A 15,543-nucleotide genomic window follows, 5' to 3' on the forward strand; every position below is an offset into this window, starting at 1 on the left:
CTGAGACGGGGGAGTCGGCAACCGTAAGCTGACTGAGGGAGAGACAGACATGACATCCCGCAAGGCCGCCATCTTCGACCTCGACGGCACGCTCCTCGACTCGATGGGCGTATGGGACCAGGTCGACATCGATTTCCTCGCCAAGCGCGGGCTGGCCGTGCCCGACGACTACATGGCCAAGGTCGCGCCGATGCAGTTCCGGCAGATCGCCGAATACACGATCGCGCGGTTCGGCCTCAAGGACACGCCCGAGGCGTTGATGGACGAGTGGGACGAGATGGCGCGCGTCGCCTACGCGACCACCGTCGAGGCGAAACCGGGCGCGCTCGACTATCTGCGCGACCTGAAGGCGCGCGGCGTGCGGCTCGCCGTCGCCACCTCGCTGCCGCCGCGTCTCAGGGAACCGGCGTTGCGGCACGTGGGCATGTTCGACCTGTTCGACGCCATCGTCTCCGTCGACGACGTGAACGACGTGGGCAAGGACCGGCCGGACGTCTACCTGCTCGCCGCCGCCCGTCTCGGCGTGGAACCATGCGACTGCACGGTGTTCGAGGATCTGCTCGTCGCCGTGCGCTCCGCGAGGTCCGCGGGCATGCGCGTATGGGCCATGCACGACGACTCGTCCGATGCGGACTGGGCCACGATCTGCGACGAGGCCGACGGCGTCCTCTTCGACTTCCACGACGCGCCCCGCGACCTGTAGGGCGTATATCCTGTAGGGCGTATACGACGGAGCCGGCGCATCACCACATCGTGATGCGCCGGCTCCTCTTGTTTTGTTTCGGCTCGTTCGGCGCTCAGCGCACCGGCATGAGGTCGGAGGGGCGTTCGGCGGCGAAACGCTGCGCCTCGAGCTTCTCGCCCTCCTCACGCTCGGTGGCCTCGGCGGTGATGCGGCCGGTGAGGCGCGCGATTGGCGCCTGGTAGACCACTTCGCCGAACGTGCGCCCGCCGCGCTCCACGACGCCTTCGTGCCGGTCGACCTCGACGAACCCGAGGGATTCGACCATGTGGCGGGCGCGCAGGTTGAACGACCACACCTTGACGGTGATCTTCTTCGCCTTGAGCTGTTCGGCGGCGAGCGTGATGCCGAGCTTCATGGCTTGGTTGCCGAATCCGCGGTCCTGATAGTACGGGCCGATGAGCACCGACATCGTGGGATCGCGGTCCGGTTCCCCGCCGTCCCAGGCGGAGACGAATCCGATGGGGTTGCCGAACGGGTCGAGCGCCGTACGCCCGAAACGGGTGTCGTCGTCGACGTCGCTCCACTCGTGGAACAGGCGTTCCGCCTCATCGTCGGTTGTCTCGTCCAGGGTCTTCCGACAGCCGTCGGCGACGGACGGGTTGTTCCACCACCGTGCGAACAGCGGATAATCGGACGGTTCGATCTTGCGCAGCGTAACAGCGTTGTTGTCAGGCATGATTGCTCCCTTCGTCTCGCCATTGTAGGCACGATGCGCCGTGCGGCGCGACGGAGTTAACCGGCAATTCACATGGGTCGGTCGTCCTTTTCTCCCCGAGGTTGGATGCTTGACTGTTATGCTCGCGACATTGACGGTTGAGGATAACAGTTATACTGTTGTATATAACAGCTGAACAGCTGAAATGAAACAACGACAATGTCCGCGGGAAAGGGGCATAGGTGAAGCTGATCATCTCATCCGTGTCCGGCGAACCCATCTATGAGCAGATCAAGACCCAGATCCGCGCCGCCGTGCTCGACGGCGAACTCAAGGCCGGCGAGGCGCTGCCCTCGCTGCGCAAGCTCGCCAGGGAGCTGCGCATCTCGGTTCTCACCGTCACTAGGGCATACAACGAACTGGCCGGCGAGGGCGTGGTGCAGAACATCCAGGGCAAGGGGACGTTCGTGATGGACAAAGGCAACGAGCTGATGAGACGCCAGCTCGAGAACCAGGTCCGCGGCGCGCTCGCCGAGGCGGTCCGCGCCGCCAGAGCCGCCGACATCACGGAGGGAGAACTGGGGAAGATGCTTGCGGAGGAATGCCATAGGCAACAGTCCCGGAAAGGGGGCATCATCATGACCATCGCACGAGTCCCGGCTGCGTCCGCCGCCGTGCCGCCGGCGTTGTCCGTCACTGGAGCGACCAAACGCTACGGTTCCGGCTTCACGCTCGACGACGTGACCTTCGATCTGCCGGCCGGATACATCATGGGCCTCATCGGCCCGAACGGCGCCGGCAAATCCACGCTCATCAAGCTCATCCTCAACATGATCCGCCGCGACGCCGGCTCGATCCACGTGTTCGGGCTTGACAACATCGCCGACGAGGAAGCGGTCAAGGAACGGCTCGGTGTCGTGTTCGACTACAGCTATTTCATCGACGCATGGACGGTGGACACGGTGGAGAGGGCCATGGCGCCCATGTACCCCACGTGGGACCACGCCACGTTCGACGCATATCTGGAACGCTTCGGCCTCGCGCGCAAACGGCTGGTCAAGGAGCTGTCGCGCGGCATGCAGATGAAACTCATGCTCGCCGTCGCGCTCAGCCACGACGCGAAACTGCTTATCCTCGACGAGCCCACCAGCGGCCTCGACGTACTCGCCCGCGACGACCTCATGGACCTCCTGCAGGACTACATCGCGGACGGGACGCGCAGCGTGCTGTTCTCCACGCACATCACCTCCGACCTGGAACGCGCCGCCGACTTCATCGCCTACATCACTGGCGGGCGACTCCGCTACACCGGTCCGAAGGACGAATTCACCGAATCGTTCCGCATCGTCAAAGGCGGCCCGGACGACCTGGCGGCCGTCGCGCCCGTGGCGGCGGGGGTGCACCGCTACGCCACCGGTTTCGACGCGCTCGTGCGCACCGGGGACGCGGTGCACGTCCCCGGCCTCGACGTCGAACCCGCGTCCATCGACGACATCATCCGTCTGACCAACGCGCCCGGTGCCGCCGCGGCGGACGACGAAAGGGGTGCATGATGGGCGGGTCCCCCGTACGCGGCCCGGCCGTGGCCGCACGTTCACGGACGGCGTGGAAATCCATCCTCCGCGCCTACCACATGGACTGGTGCAGGATCTCGTCGCCGGGAAGGCTGTTCGTCCCCTCCGTCGTGGCGCTCCTGCCCGGGTTTGTCCTCCTCATCGCGATGGCGGGCGGCGATATCCGCCCCGATGGGGGCGGGGCCGCCTACGCCGCCGTGTCCGGCGCGTCCGTGTGGATGTACATGATCGTTCCGATGTACGCCTTCATGTACGAGCAACAGAACGGCGCCGCACGGCTCGCCGGACTGATGCCCGTGACCCGGCGCAGGCAGGTCGCGGCGCGGTATCTGCTCGTGCTCACCTGCACCGCGCTCGTGATCGCCTCCTGGCTGCTGGCCGCCGCCGTGCAGGTCACGTTCGGCATGGCCGACGTCACGTCGATCCTCTCGTCCGTGGCGGTGACGGCCGGCCAGTACCTTGTCACACAGGCCCTGCTTTGCCCGCTGCTGTACCGGTTCTCGACGCGGAAGGCGCTCCTCTGGTTCGCTGCGTCCGCGCTGATCGGCTTCATCGTAAGCATGGGGTCGTTCACCGCCGCCATGCGCACGACGCCGTCCGATGCGCTCGGCGGGTTCGTCGGCGCCTTCAACGACGCCGTCGCCATGCTGGCGGGCCATCCGGGGGCGTCGGCGGCCGCGTTCGTCCTGTTCTCCCTGATTGCGCTCGCCGTCTCGTACCGCCTGTCGGTGCGCATCTACGAAGGAAGGGAGTTGTGATGACGTCGGCTGTGATGCGTCATGCGACGCCTGTGAAGCCCGCGGGAGCTCCGACGGGCTTGCGCCGTGCCGCCCGGCGTCGCGCCATGATGACGGCGTTGCGCATGGACTTCGCGGCGATCTGCGGCAACTCCGCGGTGGCGGCCGCCGTCATGTTCCTGTTGCCGCTGCCGTTGTGCCTGTTCGGGCAGAACCTCGAATCGCCCGCCCTGTCCGCCGTGGCGGTCGCGATGATGGCCTTCCTGACCATGCTGTACTGCGGCAGGCTGGTGGGGATGTTCTTCCGGTGGAACGGCGGCGCGCTCGAAAGCCGGATGATTGGTGTCATGCCGGTCTCTCGCCGCACGCAGGTCGATGCGCGCTACCTGTCGGCGATGATGGTGTTCGGCGTCTGTCTCGTGCAGATCGGCGCCGAGGTCGCCATCGCCATCGCCGCGTTCGGTCTTGACGCGGGCGGAGTGTGGGTCGTGCCCTACGCCGCGACGCTGTTCCCGATGCTGGCGGCCATCCAGCTCCCCGTGTTCTACGCGAGCGACGACTGGCTGACCGCATACCACCGGATGGTCAGGGGCGGCATGGCGCTGTTCTTCGCGGCGGTCATCATCCTGCACCTGATCCCGGACGGGGTGCGGATGCGCGTGATCGGCATGCATCCCGCGATGCCGGTCCCCGGATGGGCGCTCCTATGGCTGGTCGCCGCGATCGCGCTCGCCGTGTCCCATCATCTGTCCGTAAGGTTGTGGTCCGCGCGGGAGCTGTGAGGGGACGGACGGCTTAGGAGCCATCACTTAGGCGGCCTTGAGACGGTACTCCTGTTTGGGGCTGCGGGCCGGTTGGGTGCGTTCGATGGCTCCCGAGCGCAGCAGCTTGCGCAACTGGTAGGTGACGGTCGAACGCGGGGCACCGGTCGCCTCCACCAGCTGCGGTGTCGCCATGGTGCCATGCTCGCCGATGAGCGTCAGCAGCGCCTCCTCCAACGGCGAGTATCCGGCGTCCTCGTGAGGTGGAGCCGCGGAGTCGTCGCCGATGGGCGTGCCGACGCTGATAGCTGAAGATGCCGCAGGCACGGTGTCTTCGGCCGGCACGGTCCCTTCATCCGACCGGGAATCCCGTTCGATGCCCATGTATCGGGCATATGGTTCCTCCAGCCATGGCGTGCCCTTGATGGTCTGGTCGTACAGCTCCCGGTCGGTGATGTCCTGCACGTCGATGCCGCCATGGGGGAACGGCACGATCTTCGGATGCGTGGGTTTCGGCACCTTGCCATGGTCCAATCCCACGGAGGCGCTGTAGTCGACGTCTGCCTGTTCGCCCTGCGCGGCGTAGCGTCGATCCCTGCGGCTGTCCGGCAGCCTGGCGGTGTCGGCCGATCGGAAGGTCATGCGGAACGCCGTCAAGGTGTCGGCGATCTCGGGCGCGCCGTTGCCGTTCTCCGTGAGGGTGGCCGTGATGAGCTCGAATCCCGTGCCCCGGTTCTCCGCGACGGTCCCGCCACGGAACGGCGTGAGCTCCAGCAGCTTGGCCAACGTCTGGTTTCTGGTGGACGTGGCGCCGGGCATGCCGATGGTGTCCGTGGTCACGGCGCCGTACAGTCCGCCGGGGCTGAGTATCTCCAGCCGGTCCGCATACATGTTGACCTGGATCTGGCCGCCACGGGCCATCGGCGAATAATCGCGGTGCATGACGGCGTTGACCACCGCTTCGCGTATGGCCTCTTCGGGATACTCGAAGGTGTCCTTGCGCAGGGGACCGTCCAACACGCCGCCGATGCGCATGTTCCTGCGGGTCGCGAGCAGCGTCTCCTCGAGGATTTCGGGAATCGGGCCGTCGAAGGTCCGGTTGTCGATGTACTTCACCCCGCCGGCGAACACCTTGCTGTACCCCTGATACCGGGTGAACGTGATGTTCAGACGGGGGAGGAACTGCTGCGGGTATTTTCCGGCGGCGAGCAGCCCCGCGAGCGTGGGGTGGGTGCCGCCGTCGCCGTCGATTCCCGTGACTCCCAGCATATGCAGGGCGTCATCGTCCGGAATCGTTCCAAAGATGCGCGGCCGCTGTCTTCGGCAGAGGCCCAGGATGCCTTGAACCGTATTCGGATCCAGATCGTCGACCGTCGCCTCGCCGACGATTTCCCTGTCGTATGTGGGCTGTGCGCGGTTCTCCAGCAGACGGTCGATCTCATACTGACTGAGCTTCCTGTCGCCATCCCACACGCGGATGAACGAGCCGCTGTAGCGGCCCCTGTTGCGCACATAGCAAGGCTTGTCCAGCGGGTCGGTCTCGTCGATGACCGAGATGACCACCTGTGAGCCGTGGTACTCCGCGATTTCGATGACCGGGCGGACCGGTGGCATCAGCTTCTCCCGGCACATCTGCGCCATCGCGTCCGCGATCGATTTGGCGTCGAATCCATCGATGGGAGAGAACCCATGGCGTTCGGAAACGCCGAGGACGATGGTGCCGCCGTTTCCATTGGAGAACGCCGAGACGGTTTCGGGCAACGAAGTCGGCAATCCTCCGACGGCCTCCTTGACCTCAACGCTCTGATTGTCGCTGTCGGCATGACGCAGCGGTTCGAGCAGCGCGTCAATCTCTTCCTCCGACCACATGATGACTCCTTCGCCGTTCCTACATAACAACCATCGTAGCAGTAAGATTGCTATGTTTGTTATGTCCGTGTCGCAGGTGGCGCTGCCGGCCGCCGTTTTGCCACATTTCATTCACGCAGCGCCACAATCGCCGCAAGTGTTATAGTTGATATGGAACAGATAGAACTATTTGAAGGGAAGGGCATGCCGATGATCATCGACATCGACGCCCGCAGCGACGTGCCGATCTACGAACAACTGCGACGCGGCGTCATCGCCGGCATCGCGAACGACGAACTCGCACCCGGCGATCGTCTGCCGTCCGTGCGCGCGCTCGCCGTCGACCTCGGCGTCAACCTGCACACGGTCAACAAGGCGTACGCGCTGTTGCGCGACGACGGCTACATCACGATGCGGCGCGGCTCCGGCGCCGTCGTCGCCGAACGGGGCATCGGAGACGCGAGCGCGCCCGGCGATGTCCGCATCGAAGGCGAGCTCCACCGGCTCGTACTCGAACACAAGGCGGGCGGAGGAGACGCGGCGTCGTTCCTCGACCTCGTACGCACGCAACTCGCCCGCATATACGGCGAATGACGGCCATCTCCCCGTTCCTCCCGCCGGCGTGAGGTGGCGCGAAGCGCCGGAGGGTGGCATCAGGCCAGACAAGACAGTCATTCCAATCATCCGAAATCGGAGTAACAGATCATGAACGAAACCATCGCGACCGTCGCACCGCTGCTGACGGTCCTCGTCCTCCCATCGCTCGTCGCCGTCCCCATGGCGCTCACGCCGTGGCTGACCGATCGGCGTGAGGTCTTCGGCGTGACCGTGCCTCCCGTCGCGCACCGCGACCCGCGCATCCGCACGCTGAAAACCGGATACCTGCGGGCCGTCGTCGGGGCCGACGCGGCATGCGTCGTCTGTTCGTTTGCGGCCTGGCTTCTCGCCGGCGCGACCGGTGCATTGTGGGCCGCCGGCATGGCGACCGTACTCGTCGCCGTCCTCGCCGTCGTCGCGCAGCAGGCGTGCCGCCGCAAGGTCATGACGGTCAAACGGGAACGCGGATGGGTGGCGGACGGCGACCTGCGTGCCGCCGCCGTCGCCGAAACCGCCGCGCCCGAACCGCTCGGATTCGGCTGGGAGTCGTTGCAGGCCGTGGCGCTCGCCGTCACGACCCTCGTCGGTGTGCTCGGCTACGACCGCATGCCCGATCGCGTGCCCATGCACATGGATCTCGCCGGACATGTGGATTCATGGGCGGTGAAGTCGCCGGCCGTGATCTGGTATCCGGTGCTCGTGCAATTGGTCATGGCCACGGTGATGGTCGTCTGCCATGCGGTGCTGTTGCGTTCCCGGCGGCCGGTGGACCCGGAACGGCCCGCATCCAGCGCCTACGCCTACGGTGTGTACGCGCGGGCGTGGAGCGTGTATCTGGTCGTCGTCGGCCTGCTCGTCGCCGCGGCGATGGGACTTGGCTTCCAGCTCTCGCTCATCGGAATGGTCGGCACGGGAACGGTCGGCGTGCTGCTGGCGCTCGTCGCCGTGGTCGCGGTCGTCGGCGCCATCGGCATGGGCGTGCGGTACGGACAGAACGGCGCGCGCGTGTTCGGCGGGGATGGCGGTGATGTGGCCGGGGACGGCGATGGACGTGACGGTGACGGAACGGGCGGGACAATACCCCGCGATGACGACCGATACTGGATCGGCGGCGTGATCTACTGGAACCGCGACGATCCGGCCGTGATCGTGCCGAAACGCTTCGGCATCGGCTGGACCTACAACTTCGCGCGTCCGGGAGCGTGGGCGGGAATCGCCGCGCTGCTTGTTGTCATCATCGGCATGCCGGTCGTGTTCGCCCTGCTGTAAGAGAATCCGTAAGAGAATCCCCCTCAGCCGCCGGTACGGGCTGAAGGGGATTTCCTTACCGAGGGGGATCGCGAAACGCGATCACAGCGCCTTGGCGGCCTGTTCGACGAAGGACTCCATGCCGTCGATCGGGACGACCGTATCGAAGCGGACGTCGGCGGTCTCAAGGCCTCGCAGCGCGGCCGGGGCGGTCGTGCCGGTCTCATGCGCGAGCACGTCCATGCACTCGAAATCGGTGCCGGTCGCGTCGAAACCGAGGGACTCGTTCACGACGCGCGGGAACTTGTACGGGCTCGCGGTCGCGAGGATCACACGCGGGGTCAGCGGATCGCGCGGCATCTGCTGCGCGACGAAGTACGCGCACGCGGTGTGCGGGTCGATGACGTAGCGGTTCTTCTCCCAGCAGTCGGCGATCATCTCGCGCACCTGGTCCTCGTCCGCCCAGCCGCAGCCGAACAGCTGGCGGATCTTGGCGAGCAGCGGCTCCGGGATCTCGTACGTGCCCCAGTTCTTGAGGTCGTTCATCAGCATGGCGATAAGGCGCGTGTCGCCGTCGGACAGGTAGTAGAGCATGCGCTCCAGGTTCGAGGAGATGAGGATGTCCATCGACGGGGAGATCGTCTGGAAGAACGGGCGCTGACGGTTGTACGTGCCGGTGGTGAGGAAGTCGAACAGCACGTTGTTCTTGTCGGAGGCGACCACGAGATGCTTGACGGGCAGGCCGAGCAGCTTCGCGTAGTAGCCGGCGAGGATGTCGCCGAAGTTGCCGGTCGGCACGACGAACTCGACCTCGTCGCCCACGTTGATGACCTGCTGCTCGAGCAGCTGCGCGTACGCGGAGAAGTAGTAGACGACCTGCGGCACGAGACGGCCCACGTTGATCGAGTTCGCGGAGGAGAGCACCACGTGCGAGTCGCCGGCGAGCCTCGCGGCGAGCTCCTTGTCGCCGAAGATGCGCTTGACCGCGGACTGCGCGTCGTCGAAGTTGCCCTCCACGGCGGCCACGTTCACGTTCGAGCCGGTCTGCGTGGTCATCTGCAGCTCCTGCACCTGGCTCACCTTGCCCTCCGGGTAGAAGACGGTGATCGCGGTGCCCGGGGCGTCGGCGAAGCCGGCCAGCGCCGCCTTGCCCGTGTCGCCGGAGGTGGCGGTGAGAATCATGATCCTCTCGTCCGCGTCGCCGCCGGCCGGCGTGGTGCGCGCCATGAAGCGGGGCAGGATCTGCAGGGCCACGTCCTTGAACGCGGAGGTCGGGCCGTTGAACAGTTCGAGGATGAAGTCGTCGCCGAGCGGCTTCAACGGCGTGATGCGGTCGTCCGACCACTGGTCGCCGTAGGCGGCGTCGATGCACGCGCCCAGCTCCTCGGCCGTGAAATCGGGCAGTAGCGCGCCCAGCACGCGGCGCGCGATCTCCTGATAGGACTTGCCGGCCAGATCGCCGATCTCGACCTTCACGGAACCCAGCTGGTCGGAGACGAACAGGCCGCCGTCGTCGGCGATGCCCTTGCGGATTGCCTGCTTGGCGGTCAGCGAGTCGGTGGTGGAGCGGGTGGAATGGAATGTGGTGGCCACTGCGGATCCTTAATATGCGAAACGGGGACGATGAACCACTCACCAGTCTACCGGCGGCCCTCCCATGGTGCGGCGAATCTCCCATGGTGCGGTCACACACAATCCACACAACGGCGGAACGAAGCCGTTTCGGGCGACCGCACCATGAGGGGTTTGCCGCACCATGGGCATGACGGGCGGGGGTGGGGGTCGCGGGGAGGCGTTCCACGGTGTGAGATTCGTTATACGGCGGAAACAGGTTCGCCACAAACGGACCGTACACTCGTCGCCCGAACGGCAAACCAGTCGTTACCCACACCGTTTAAGGAGCACACATGACCGCTTCACCCCTCGCACAGAAGGCCACCGACGCATTCAACGCGCCCATCAGCGCCGCCGATCCGGAGATCGCCGAGCTGCTTGACTCCGAACTCCGCCGCCAGCAGGGCGGCCTCGAGATGATCGCCTCCGAGAACTTCGTGCCGCGCGCCGTGCTGCAGTGCCAGGGCTCCGTGCTCACCAACAAGTACGCCGAAGGTTACCCGGGACGCCGCTACTACGGCGGCTGCGAGTTCGTCGACCAGATCGAGACCATCGCCCGCGAGCGCGCCAAGAAGCTGTTCGGCGCCGAATACGTGAACGTCCAGCCCCACTCCGGCGCCCAGGCCAACGCCGCCGTCTACCAGGCGCTCGTCAAGCCTGGCGACACCGTGCTCGGCCTCGCCCTCGACCACGGCGGCCACCTCACCCACGGCATGAAGATCAACTTCTCCGGCAAGTTCTACCACGCCGAAGCCTACGGCGTGAACCCGGAGACCTTCCGCATCGACCCGGAGATCATCCGCCAGCGCGCCCTCGAGACCCACCCGGCCATGATCATCGGCGGCTGGTCCGCCTACCCGCGCATCGAGGACTTCAAGGCCATCAAGGAGATTGCCGACGAGGTCGGCGCCAAGTTCTGGGTCGACATGGCCCACTTCGCCGGCCTCGTCGCCGCCGGCCTGCATCCGAGCCCCGTCCCGTACGCGGACGTCGTCTCCTCCACCGCCCACAAGACCCTCGGTGGCCCGCGTTCCGGCTTCATCCTCGCCAAGCAGGAGTACGCCAAGAAGCTCAACTCCTCCGTGTTCCCCGGCCAGCAGGGCGGTCCGCTCATGCACGTGGTCGCCGGCAAGGCCGTCAGCTTCAAGGTCGCCGGCACCCCGGAGTTCAGGAACCGCATGGAGCGCACGCTCGAAGGCGCGAAGATCATCGCCGAGCGCCTCCTCGCCGACGACGTCAAGGCCAACGGCATCAGCGTGCTCACCGGCGGCACCGACGTGCACCTGGTGATGGTCGACCTGCGCAACAGCGAGATGGACGGCAAGCAGGGCGAGGACCTGCTCGCCCAGTGCGGCATCACCATCAACCGCAACACCGTGCCGTTCGACCCGCGTCCCGCCTCCGTCGCCTCCGGCCTTCGCATCGGCGCTTCCGCGCTCGCCACCCGCGGCTTCGGACCGAAGGAGTACGAGGAGGTCGCCGACATCATCGGCACCGCGCTCGCCGCCGGCCCGTCCGCCGACGTCGAAAGCCTCAAGGCCCGCGTCGACAAGCTCGTCGAGGACTTCCCGCTCTACCCGGATCTCGACCAGATCCACTGATCGGACATGATCGAGGGTGGTCGGCGGCCCGTCGACCACCCTCAGTCAGCTTCGCCGACAGCTCCCGCCGGCGGGAGCCGATGCCGTTCCGGTCGGTTTCGGCGATGGCTCCCGGACGGCGGGAGCCTTTTCGTATTCCGGACTTTGCGCACGTGTTGCGGTAAGGTGGGTGGTTATGACGAACAACGAGGAAACCGCGGTCGCGGGAGCCGTCTTCGATGCCGTGTACGCCCGCGCCGACGCCGCCGCACGCGCGCAGCGGGCGCTCGCGCGCGCGGACACGGACGCCAAGAACCGTCTGCTGCACGCCATCGCCGACGCGCTCGACGCCCGCGCCGGCGAGATCGAGACGGCCAACGCCGCCGACATGGCCGTGTCGCGCGAGGCCGGCATGGACGCCGGCAAGCTCGACCGCCTGCTTTTCGACGCCCCGCGCGTCAAGGCCGCCGCCGACGGCGTGCGCCACGTCGCCTCCCTGCCCGATCCGGTCGGCGAAATCGTGCGCGGCTACAATCTGCCCAACGGCATGCGCCTGACCCAGGCGCGCGTGCCGATCGGCGTCATCGGCATGATCTACGAGGCGCGTCCGAACGTCACCGTCGACGTCGCGTCCCTGTGCCTCAAATCCGGCAACGCGGCGATCCTGCGCGGCGGTCACGCGGCCGAACGCACGAACGCCGCCACGCTCGCTGTGATCGGCGACGCGTTGCGCGCGGAAGGCTTCGACCCGTCGCTCGTCGCCACCGTCGACGATTTCGGACGCGATGGCGCGACCGCGATGATGGAGGCGCGCGGACACATCGACCTGCTCGTGCCGCGTGGAGGCAAGGGCCTCATCCGCGCCGTCGTCGAGAACTCGAAGGTGCCGGTCATCGAGACGGGCGCCGGCAACGTGCACATCTACATGGACGCCTCCGGCGACCCGGCCAAGGCCATCCCCATCATCATCAACGCGAAGACGCAGCGCGTCGGCGTGTGCAACGCCGCCGAGAAGCTGCTCGTGCACGAGCGCGTCGCCGCGACGTTCCTTCCCGTGGCCGCCGCCGCGCTGCTCGACGCGGGCGTGACGCTCCACGCGGACGAACGCGCCTACGCGATCATCGACGCCGCCGCGCCCCAGGCCGCGGCGGACGGACTGCTCACGCACGCGACCGCCGAGGACTGGGACACCGAGTACCTCGCGCTTGAAATGGGGATCAAGGTCGTCGACTCGCTCGACGAGGCCGTCGACCACATCAACGCGCACTCCACCGGCCACACCGAGGCGATCGTCGCCGAGGACTACACGGCCGTCGAGGAGTTCACCGCGCGCATCGACTCGGCCGTCGTCATGGTCAACGCGTCCACGCGGTTCACCGACGGCGGCGTGTTCGGCTTCGGCGCCGAACTCGGCATCTCCACGCAGAAGATGCACGCGCGCGGGCCGATGGGCCTGAGGGAGATGACCACCACGAAATGGATCGGATACGGCAGGGGGCAGGTGCGCGCATGAGCGACATGAACGAGACGACCGACGAGAAGACCGCGAACGACGGCATGAGCGTGCCGATCACCGAACTGCGCGACGACCTCGACCTGGACGACCCGCGCTGCGGGCTCAAGATCGCCGCCGAACGCCTCAGCATCGTGCGCTACGTGTTCCTCGTGCAGATCGAGGACGGCATCGCCTCCGCGTCCCAGCGCGCCTCGCTCGAATACGCGGACGCCGTGCTCATCGGCTGGCCCGACGAGCACGCGCCGGACGTGGCGGACCTGGACGACGCGCAGCTGCACGCGGTGCGCGAGCACATGACCCTCATGGAAAGCTACATCGCGCGTTTCTCCACGCTCGAACGCGAAGGCGACGTGGACGGCATGACCGACACGCTCATCCGCGTGACCGAACGCGTCGCCGAGGTGCGCCGCCTCTACCAGCCCGACTTCCCGCTGCCCACGTTCGCGGAGATTCGCCGCGTCGTGCAGGACGAATGGGACGAGGACATGGGCAAGATCGACCCGAAGGACGGCAGCCCCACCGCCATGGAGATCGAACAGGAGACCGAGCAGGCCGAGCACGTCGAACTGCGCGAGGAGGCGGCCGAACGCAAGGCGGAGGGACGCGCGTGAACACGGACGGCATCGATGCGGAGGGAATGACCGCCGGCGAACGGCGCATGTCCGACTTGTCCGTCGACTCGGTGGAGGCGGCCGCCAACGTGGCCAACGCCGGCGCGCCCGGCACCGGCGGCTCCGAATCCGGCCCCGCCGCCGCGCGGCACGGGGCGGCCGTCCGCCGGTCGGCGCGCGGCAACTGGCATGCGACGCCGCGCATCGGCATCATGGGCGGCACGTTCGACCCGATCCACAACGGCCACCTGGTCGCCGCCAGCGAAGTGGCGTGGGTGTACGACCTCGACGAGGTGATCTTCGTGCCCACCGGACGGCCCGTGTTCAAGCTCGACAAGCACGTCACCAACGCCGAGGACCGGTATCTGATGACGGTGATTGCCACCGCCTCCAACCCGAAGTTCACCGTCAGCCGCGTCGACATCGACCGCCCGGGCGTCACCTACACGATCGACACGCTGCGCGACATCCGCGCGCAACGGCCCGACGCGGAACTGTTCTTCATCACCGGCGCGGACGCGGTCGCCGAGATCATGCAGTGGAAGGACGCGGAGAAGATGTGGGATCTCGCCCACTTCGTCGCCGTCACGCGCCCCGGCTATTCCTCGCCCGAAGGTGTGAGGCTGCCCGAAGGCAAGGTGGACACGCTGGAGATTCCCGCATTGGCGATCAGCTCCACCGACGTGCGCCGCCGCGCCGAACACGATGAGCCTGTCTGGTATCTCGTGCCCGACGGCGTCGTCCAATACATCGGCAAGCACGGCCTGTATCGCTAGGCCATCAACCCCATCTCGAGTTTGAGCCGCACGACGCGCTCCGCCGAACGCGCCACCTTCGCGGCGAACGCGTCATCCGCCTTCGCCTTCGCCGTCAATCCGTCGAGGATCGGCGTGACGTAGGCGCTCTGCCCGATGCACACGAGGTCGCCTCCCGCCTCGACGAACCGCACGCCCAACTGGTCGGTCGGCGTGCCGCTCACCGCCGCTGCCGACAGCGAATCCGACGTGACCACGCCGTCATACCCCTGCCGGCCGCGCAGCACGCCGTCCACGATCGCGGAGGAGAACGCGGCCGGATTGTCCGCGTCGATTCGCTGGTACGTGGCGAGCGACATCATCACCATCGCCGGACTCGCCTGCGCGATCACCGTATGGAACGCGCCGATCTCCGCGCCGTCCGCCGTGGTCGTCGTGTCGAGGATGCCGTCCGCCGTGAAATCCGTGTTCCCCTTGACCGCGCCCAATCCCGGATAATGCTTGATCGACGACTGCACGCCCGCGTCGCGCATCCCAGCGACGAACGCGGCCGCATGCTCGGCGTTGCCGGCGGCGTCGAGACCGAAATCACGGTCCAGGGCGCCGATCGGATCATTCTGATTACGGTCGCCGGGCACCGTGTCCGTGACCGGCGCGAGATCGACGTTGACGCCGGCCGCCGCCAACTGGCCGCCCCAGCCGGCAGCCGACGTGCGCAACCGGTCGGTCGTCATCGCGCCCTGTTCGACGGCGCTCGGCATCTCGTCGAACCCGGAACCGGTCAGATGCTGCACCTGGCCGCCCTCCTGATCGGTGGCGACGAGCAGTCGCGAACCATCCTTCACATAGGAGTGCAGCCCGTCGACCACACCGCGCACGCCGGACACGCCGGAACGCCAGTTGCCGATGAGCAGCACCGACCCGACATGACGATCCGCGATCGCGTCCTTCAACGCTGACGGCTCACTGCCGGCGAACAACGGCGCCATTACCAGCTGGCCGACACGCTCCTCGACATCCATGCCGTCGACGATCCGACGGGCCCGCATCGACGTCGGATCGCCCGGAACCGGCACCGCGGAACGCGACATGCGCGCGTCCGAAGGCGCCGAAGCCGACCGCCGATCCCCACGCACGCGCGGCAGCACCACGAACACGACGACCAGCGCGACCGCCAGCATCGCGGCGACGGCCGTCACCACCACGGGCATCATGCGGCCACGACGCGTCACGCGCCCGCCGCCACGGTTCCTTCCAGCCACCGGCATCCCCTTTCGACTCCAGCTCTCATCCGCGCACGAG

The 15,543-nt window shown here is 67.0% G+C and carries 14 protein-coding genes and 1 pseudogene; 11 read left to right on the forward strand and 4 right to left on the reverse strand.

All coding sequences use genetic code 11. The features are described from left to right. The first annotated feature begins 49 nt into the window (after positions 1-49). On the forward strand, positions 50-703 hold the full coding sequence (locus tag AC1AYR_RS04120; protein WP_476511565.1) for an HAD family hydrolase: 654 nt from the start codon (positions 50-52) through the stop codon (positions 701-703). Between the two features lie 94 nt (positions 704-797). Here AC1AYR_RS04120 and AC1AYR_RS04125 read toward each other — a convergent pair whose 3' ends face one another. Next, on the reverse strand, positions 798-1,421 hold the full coding sequence (locus tag AC1AYR_RS04125; protein WP_476511564.1) for a GNAT family N-acetyltransferase: 624 nt from the start codon (positions 1,419-1,421) through the stop codon (positions 798-800). Positions 1,422-1,642: 221 nt separating this feature from the next. On the opposite strand from AC1AYR_RS04125, the pseudogene AC1AYR_RS04130 reads away from it, so the two are divergent. The 4 genes and pseudogenes from AC1AYR_RS04130 to AC1AYR_RS04145 all read left to right on the forward strand — a co-directional run. Further along, positions 1,643-2,014, forward strand: a pseudogene (locus tag AC1AYR_RS04130) (GntR family transcriptional regulator); the annotation flags it as partial. 24 nt (positions 2,015-2,038) lie between these two features. Then, positions 2,039-2,953 (forward strand): ABC transporter ATP-binding protein, encoded by a 915-nt coding sequence (locus tag AC1AYR_RS04135; RefSeq protein ID WP_476511612.1) that lies wholly within the window; start codon positions 2,039-2,041, stop codon positions 2,951-2,953. Continuing rightward, positions 2,950-3,732, forward strand: a complete 783-nt coding sequence (locus AC1AYR_RS04140; protein ID WP_476511563.1) for an ABC-2 transporter permease — start codon at positions 2,950-2,952, stop codon at positions 3,730-3,732. Before AC1AYR_RS04135 ends, AC1AYR_RS04140 begins: the two co-directional genes overlap by 4 nt. Next, positions 3,732-4,493, forward strand: coding sequence for an ABC-2 transporter permease (locus tag AC1AYR_RS04145; RefSeq protein ID WP_476511562.1), 762 nt, complete (start codon positions 3,732-3,734; stop codon positions 4,491-4,493). Before AC1AYR_RS04140 ends, AC1AYR_RS04145 begins: the two co-directional genes overlap by 1 nt. A 27-nt stretch (positions 4,494-4,520) precedes the next feature. Here the strand turns inward: AC1AYR_RS04145 and AC1AYR_RS04150 are convergent, their stop codons facing one another. Beyond that, positions 4,521-6,341 carry an ATP-binding protein gene (locus AC1AYR_RS04150; RefSeq protein WP_476511561.1) on the reverse strand — a complete coding sequence of 607 codons (1,821 nt, stop codon included), beginning with the start codon at positions 6,339-6,341 and terminating at the stop codon, positions 4,521-4,523. 183 nt (positions 6,342-6,524) lie between these two features. Here AC1AYR_RS04150 and AC1AYR_RS04155 point away from each other — a divergent pair, with 183 nt between their 5' ends. Both AC1AYR_RS04155 and AC1AYR_RS04160 read left to right on the forward strand, forming a co-directional pair. Beyond that, the gene (locus AC1AYR_RS04155; protein WP_476511560.1) at positions 6,525-6,914 is read left to right on the forward strand and encodes a GntR family transcriptional regulator; all 390 of its coding nucleotides are present in this window, start codon (positions 6,525-6,527) and stop codon (positions 6,912-6,914) included. A gap of 111 nt (positions 6,915-7,025) precedes the next feature. Beyond that, on the forward strand, positions 7,026-8,186 hold the full coding sequence (locus tag AC1AYR_RS04160) for a DUF1648 domain-containing protein (RefSeq protein ID WP_476511559.1): 1,161 nt from the start codon (positions 7,026-7,028) through the stop codon (positions 8,184-8,186). 81 nt (positions 8,187-8,267) lie between these two features. On the opposite strand, the gene thrC is transcribed toward AC1AYR_RS04160, so the two are convergent. Then, positions 8,268-9,758, reverse strand: coding sequence for a threonine synthase (thrC, locus tag AC1AYR_RS04165; RefSeq protein ID WP_476502121.1), 1,491 nt, complete (start codon positions 9,756-9,758; stop codon positions 8,268-8,270). A gap of 314 nt (positions 9,759-10,072) precedes the next feature. Here thrC and glyA point away from each other — a divergent pair, with 314 nt between their 5' ends. From glyA to nadD, 4 genes are all read left to right on the forward strand, one after another. Further along, positions 10,073-11,380, forward strand: coding sequence for a serine hydroxymethyltransferase (gene glyA / locus AC1AYR_RS04170; RefSeq protein ID WP_034526334.1), 1,308 nt, complete (start codon positions 10,073-10,075; stop codon positions 11,378-11,380). 175 nt (positions 11,381-11,555) lie between these two features. Continuing rightward, on the forward strand, positions 11,556-12,872 hold the full coding sequence (locus tag AC1AYR_RS04175; protein WP_476511558.1) for a glutamate-5-semialdehyde dehydrogenase: 1,317 nt from the start codon (positions 11,556-11,558) through the stop codon (positions 12,870-12,872). A 5-nt stretch (positions 12,873-12,877) separates the two neighbouring features. Beyond that, positions 12,878-13,486: a phosphoribosylglycinamide synthetase gene (locus AC1AYR_RS04180; RefSeq protein ID WP_476502202.1), complete on the forward strand. Its 609-nt coding sequence runs from the start codon at positions 12,878-12,880 to the stop codon at positions 13,484-13,486. A 26-nt stretch (positions 13,487-13,512) separates the two neighbouring features. Beyond that, the gene (nadD, locus tag AC1AYR_RS04185; RefSeq protein ID WP_476511611.1) at positions 13,513-14,262 is read left to right on the forward strand and encodes a nicotinate-nucleotide adenylyltransferase; all 750 of its coding nucleotides are present in this window, start codon (positions 13,513-13,515) and stop codon (positions 14,260-14,262) included. Here nadD and AC1AYR_RS04190 read toward each other — a convergent pair. Next, complete coding sequence (locus AC1AYR_RS04190; protein WP_084686038.1) at positions 14,259-15,509, reverse strand: glycoside hydrolase family 3 N-terminal domain-containing protein; 1,251 nt, start codon at positions 15,507-15,509, stop codon at positions 14,259-14,261. The two genes, nadD and AC1AYR_RS04190, sit on opposite strands and share 4 nt — an antisense overlap. Positions 15,510-15,543 lie beyond the last annotated feature (34 nt).

It is taken from the genome of Bifidobacterium sp. LH_417 (assembly GCF_056357035.1).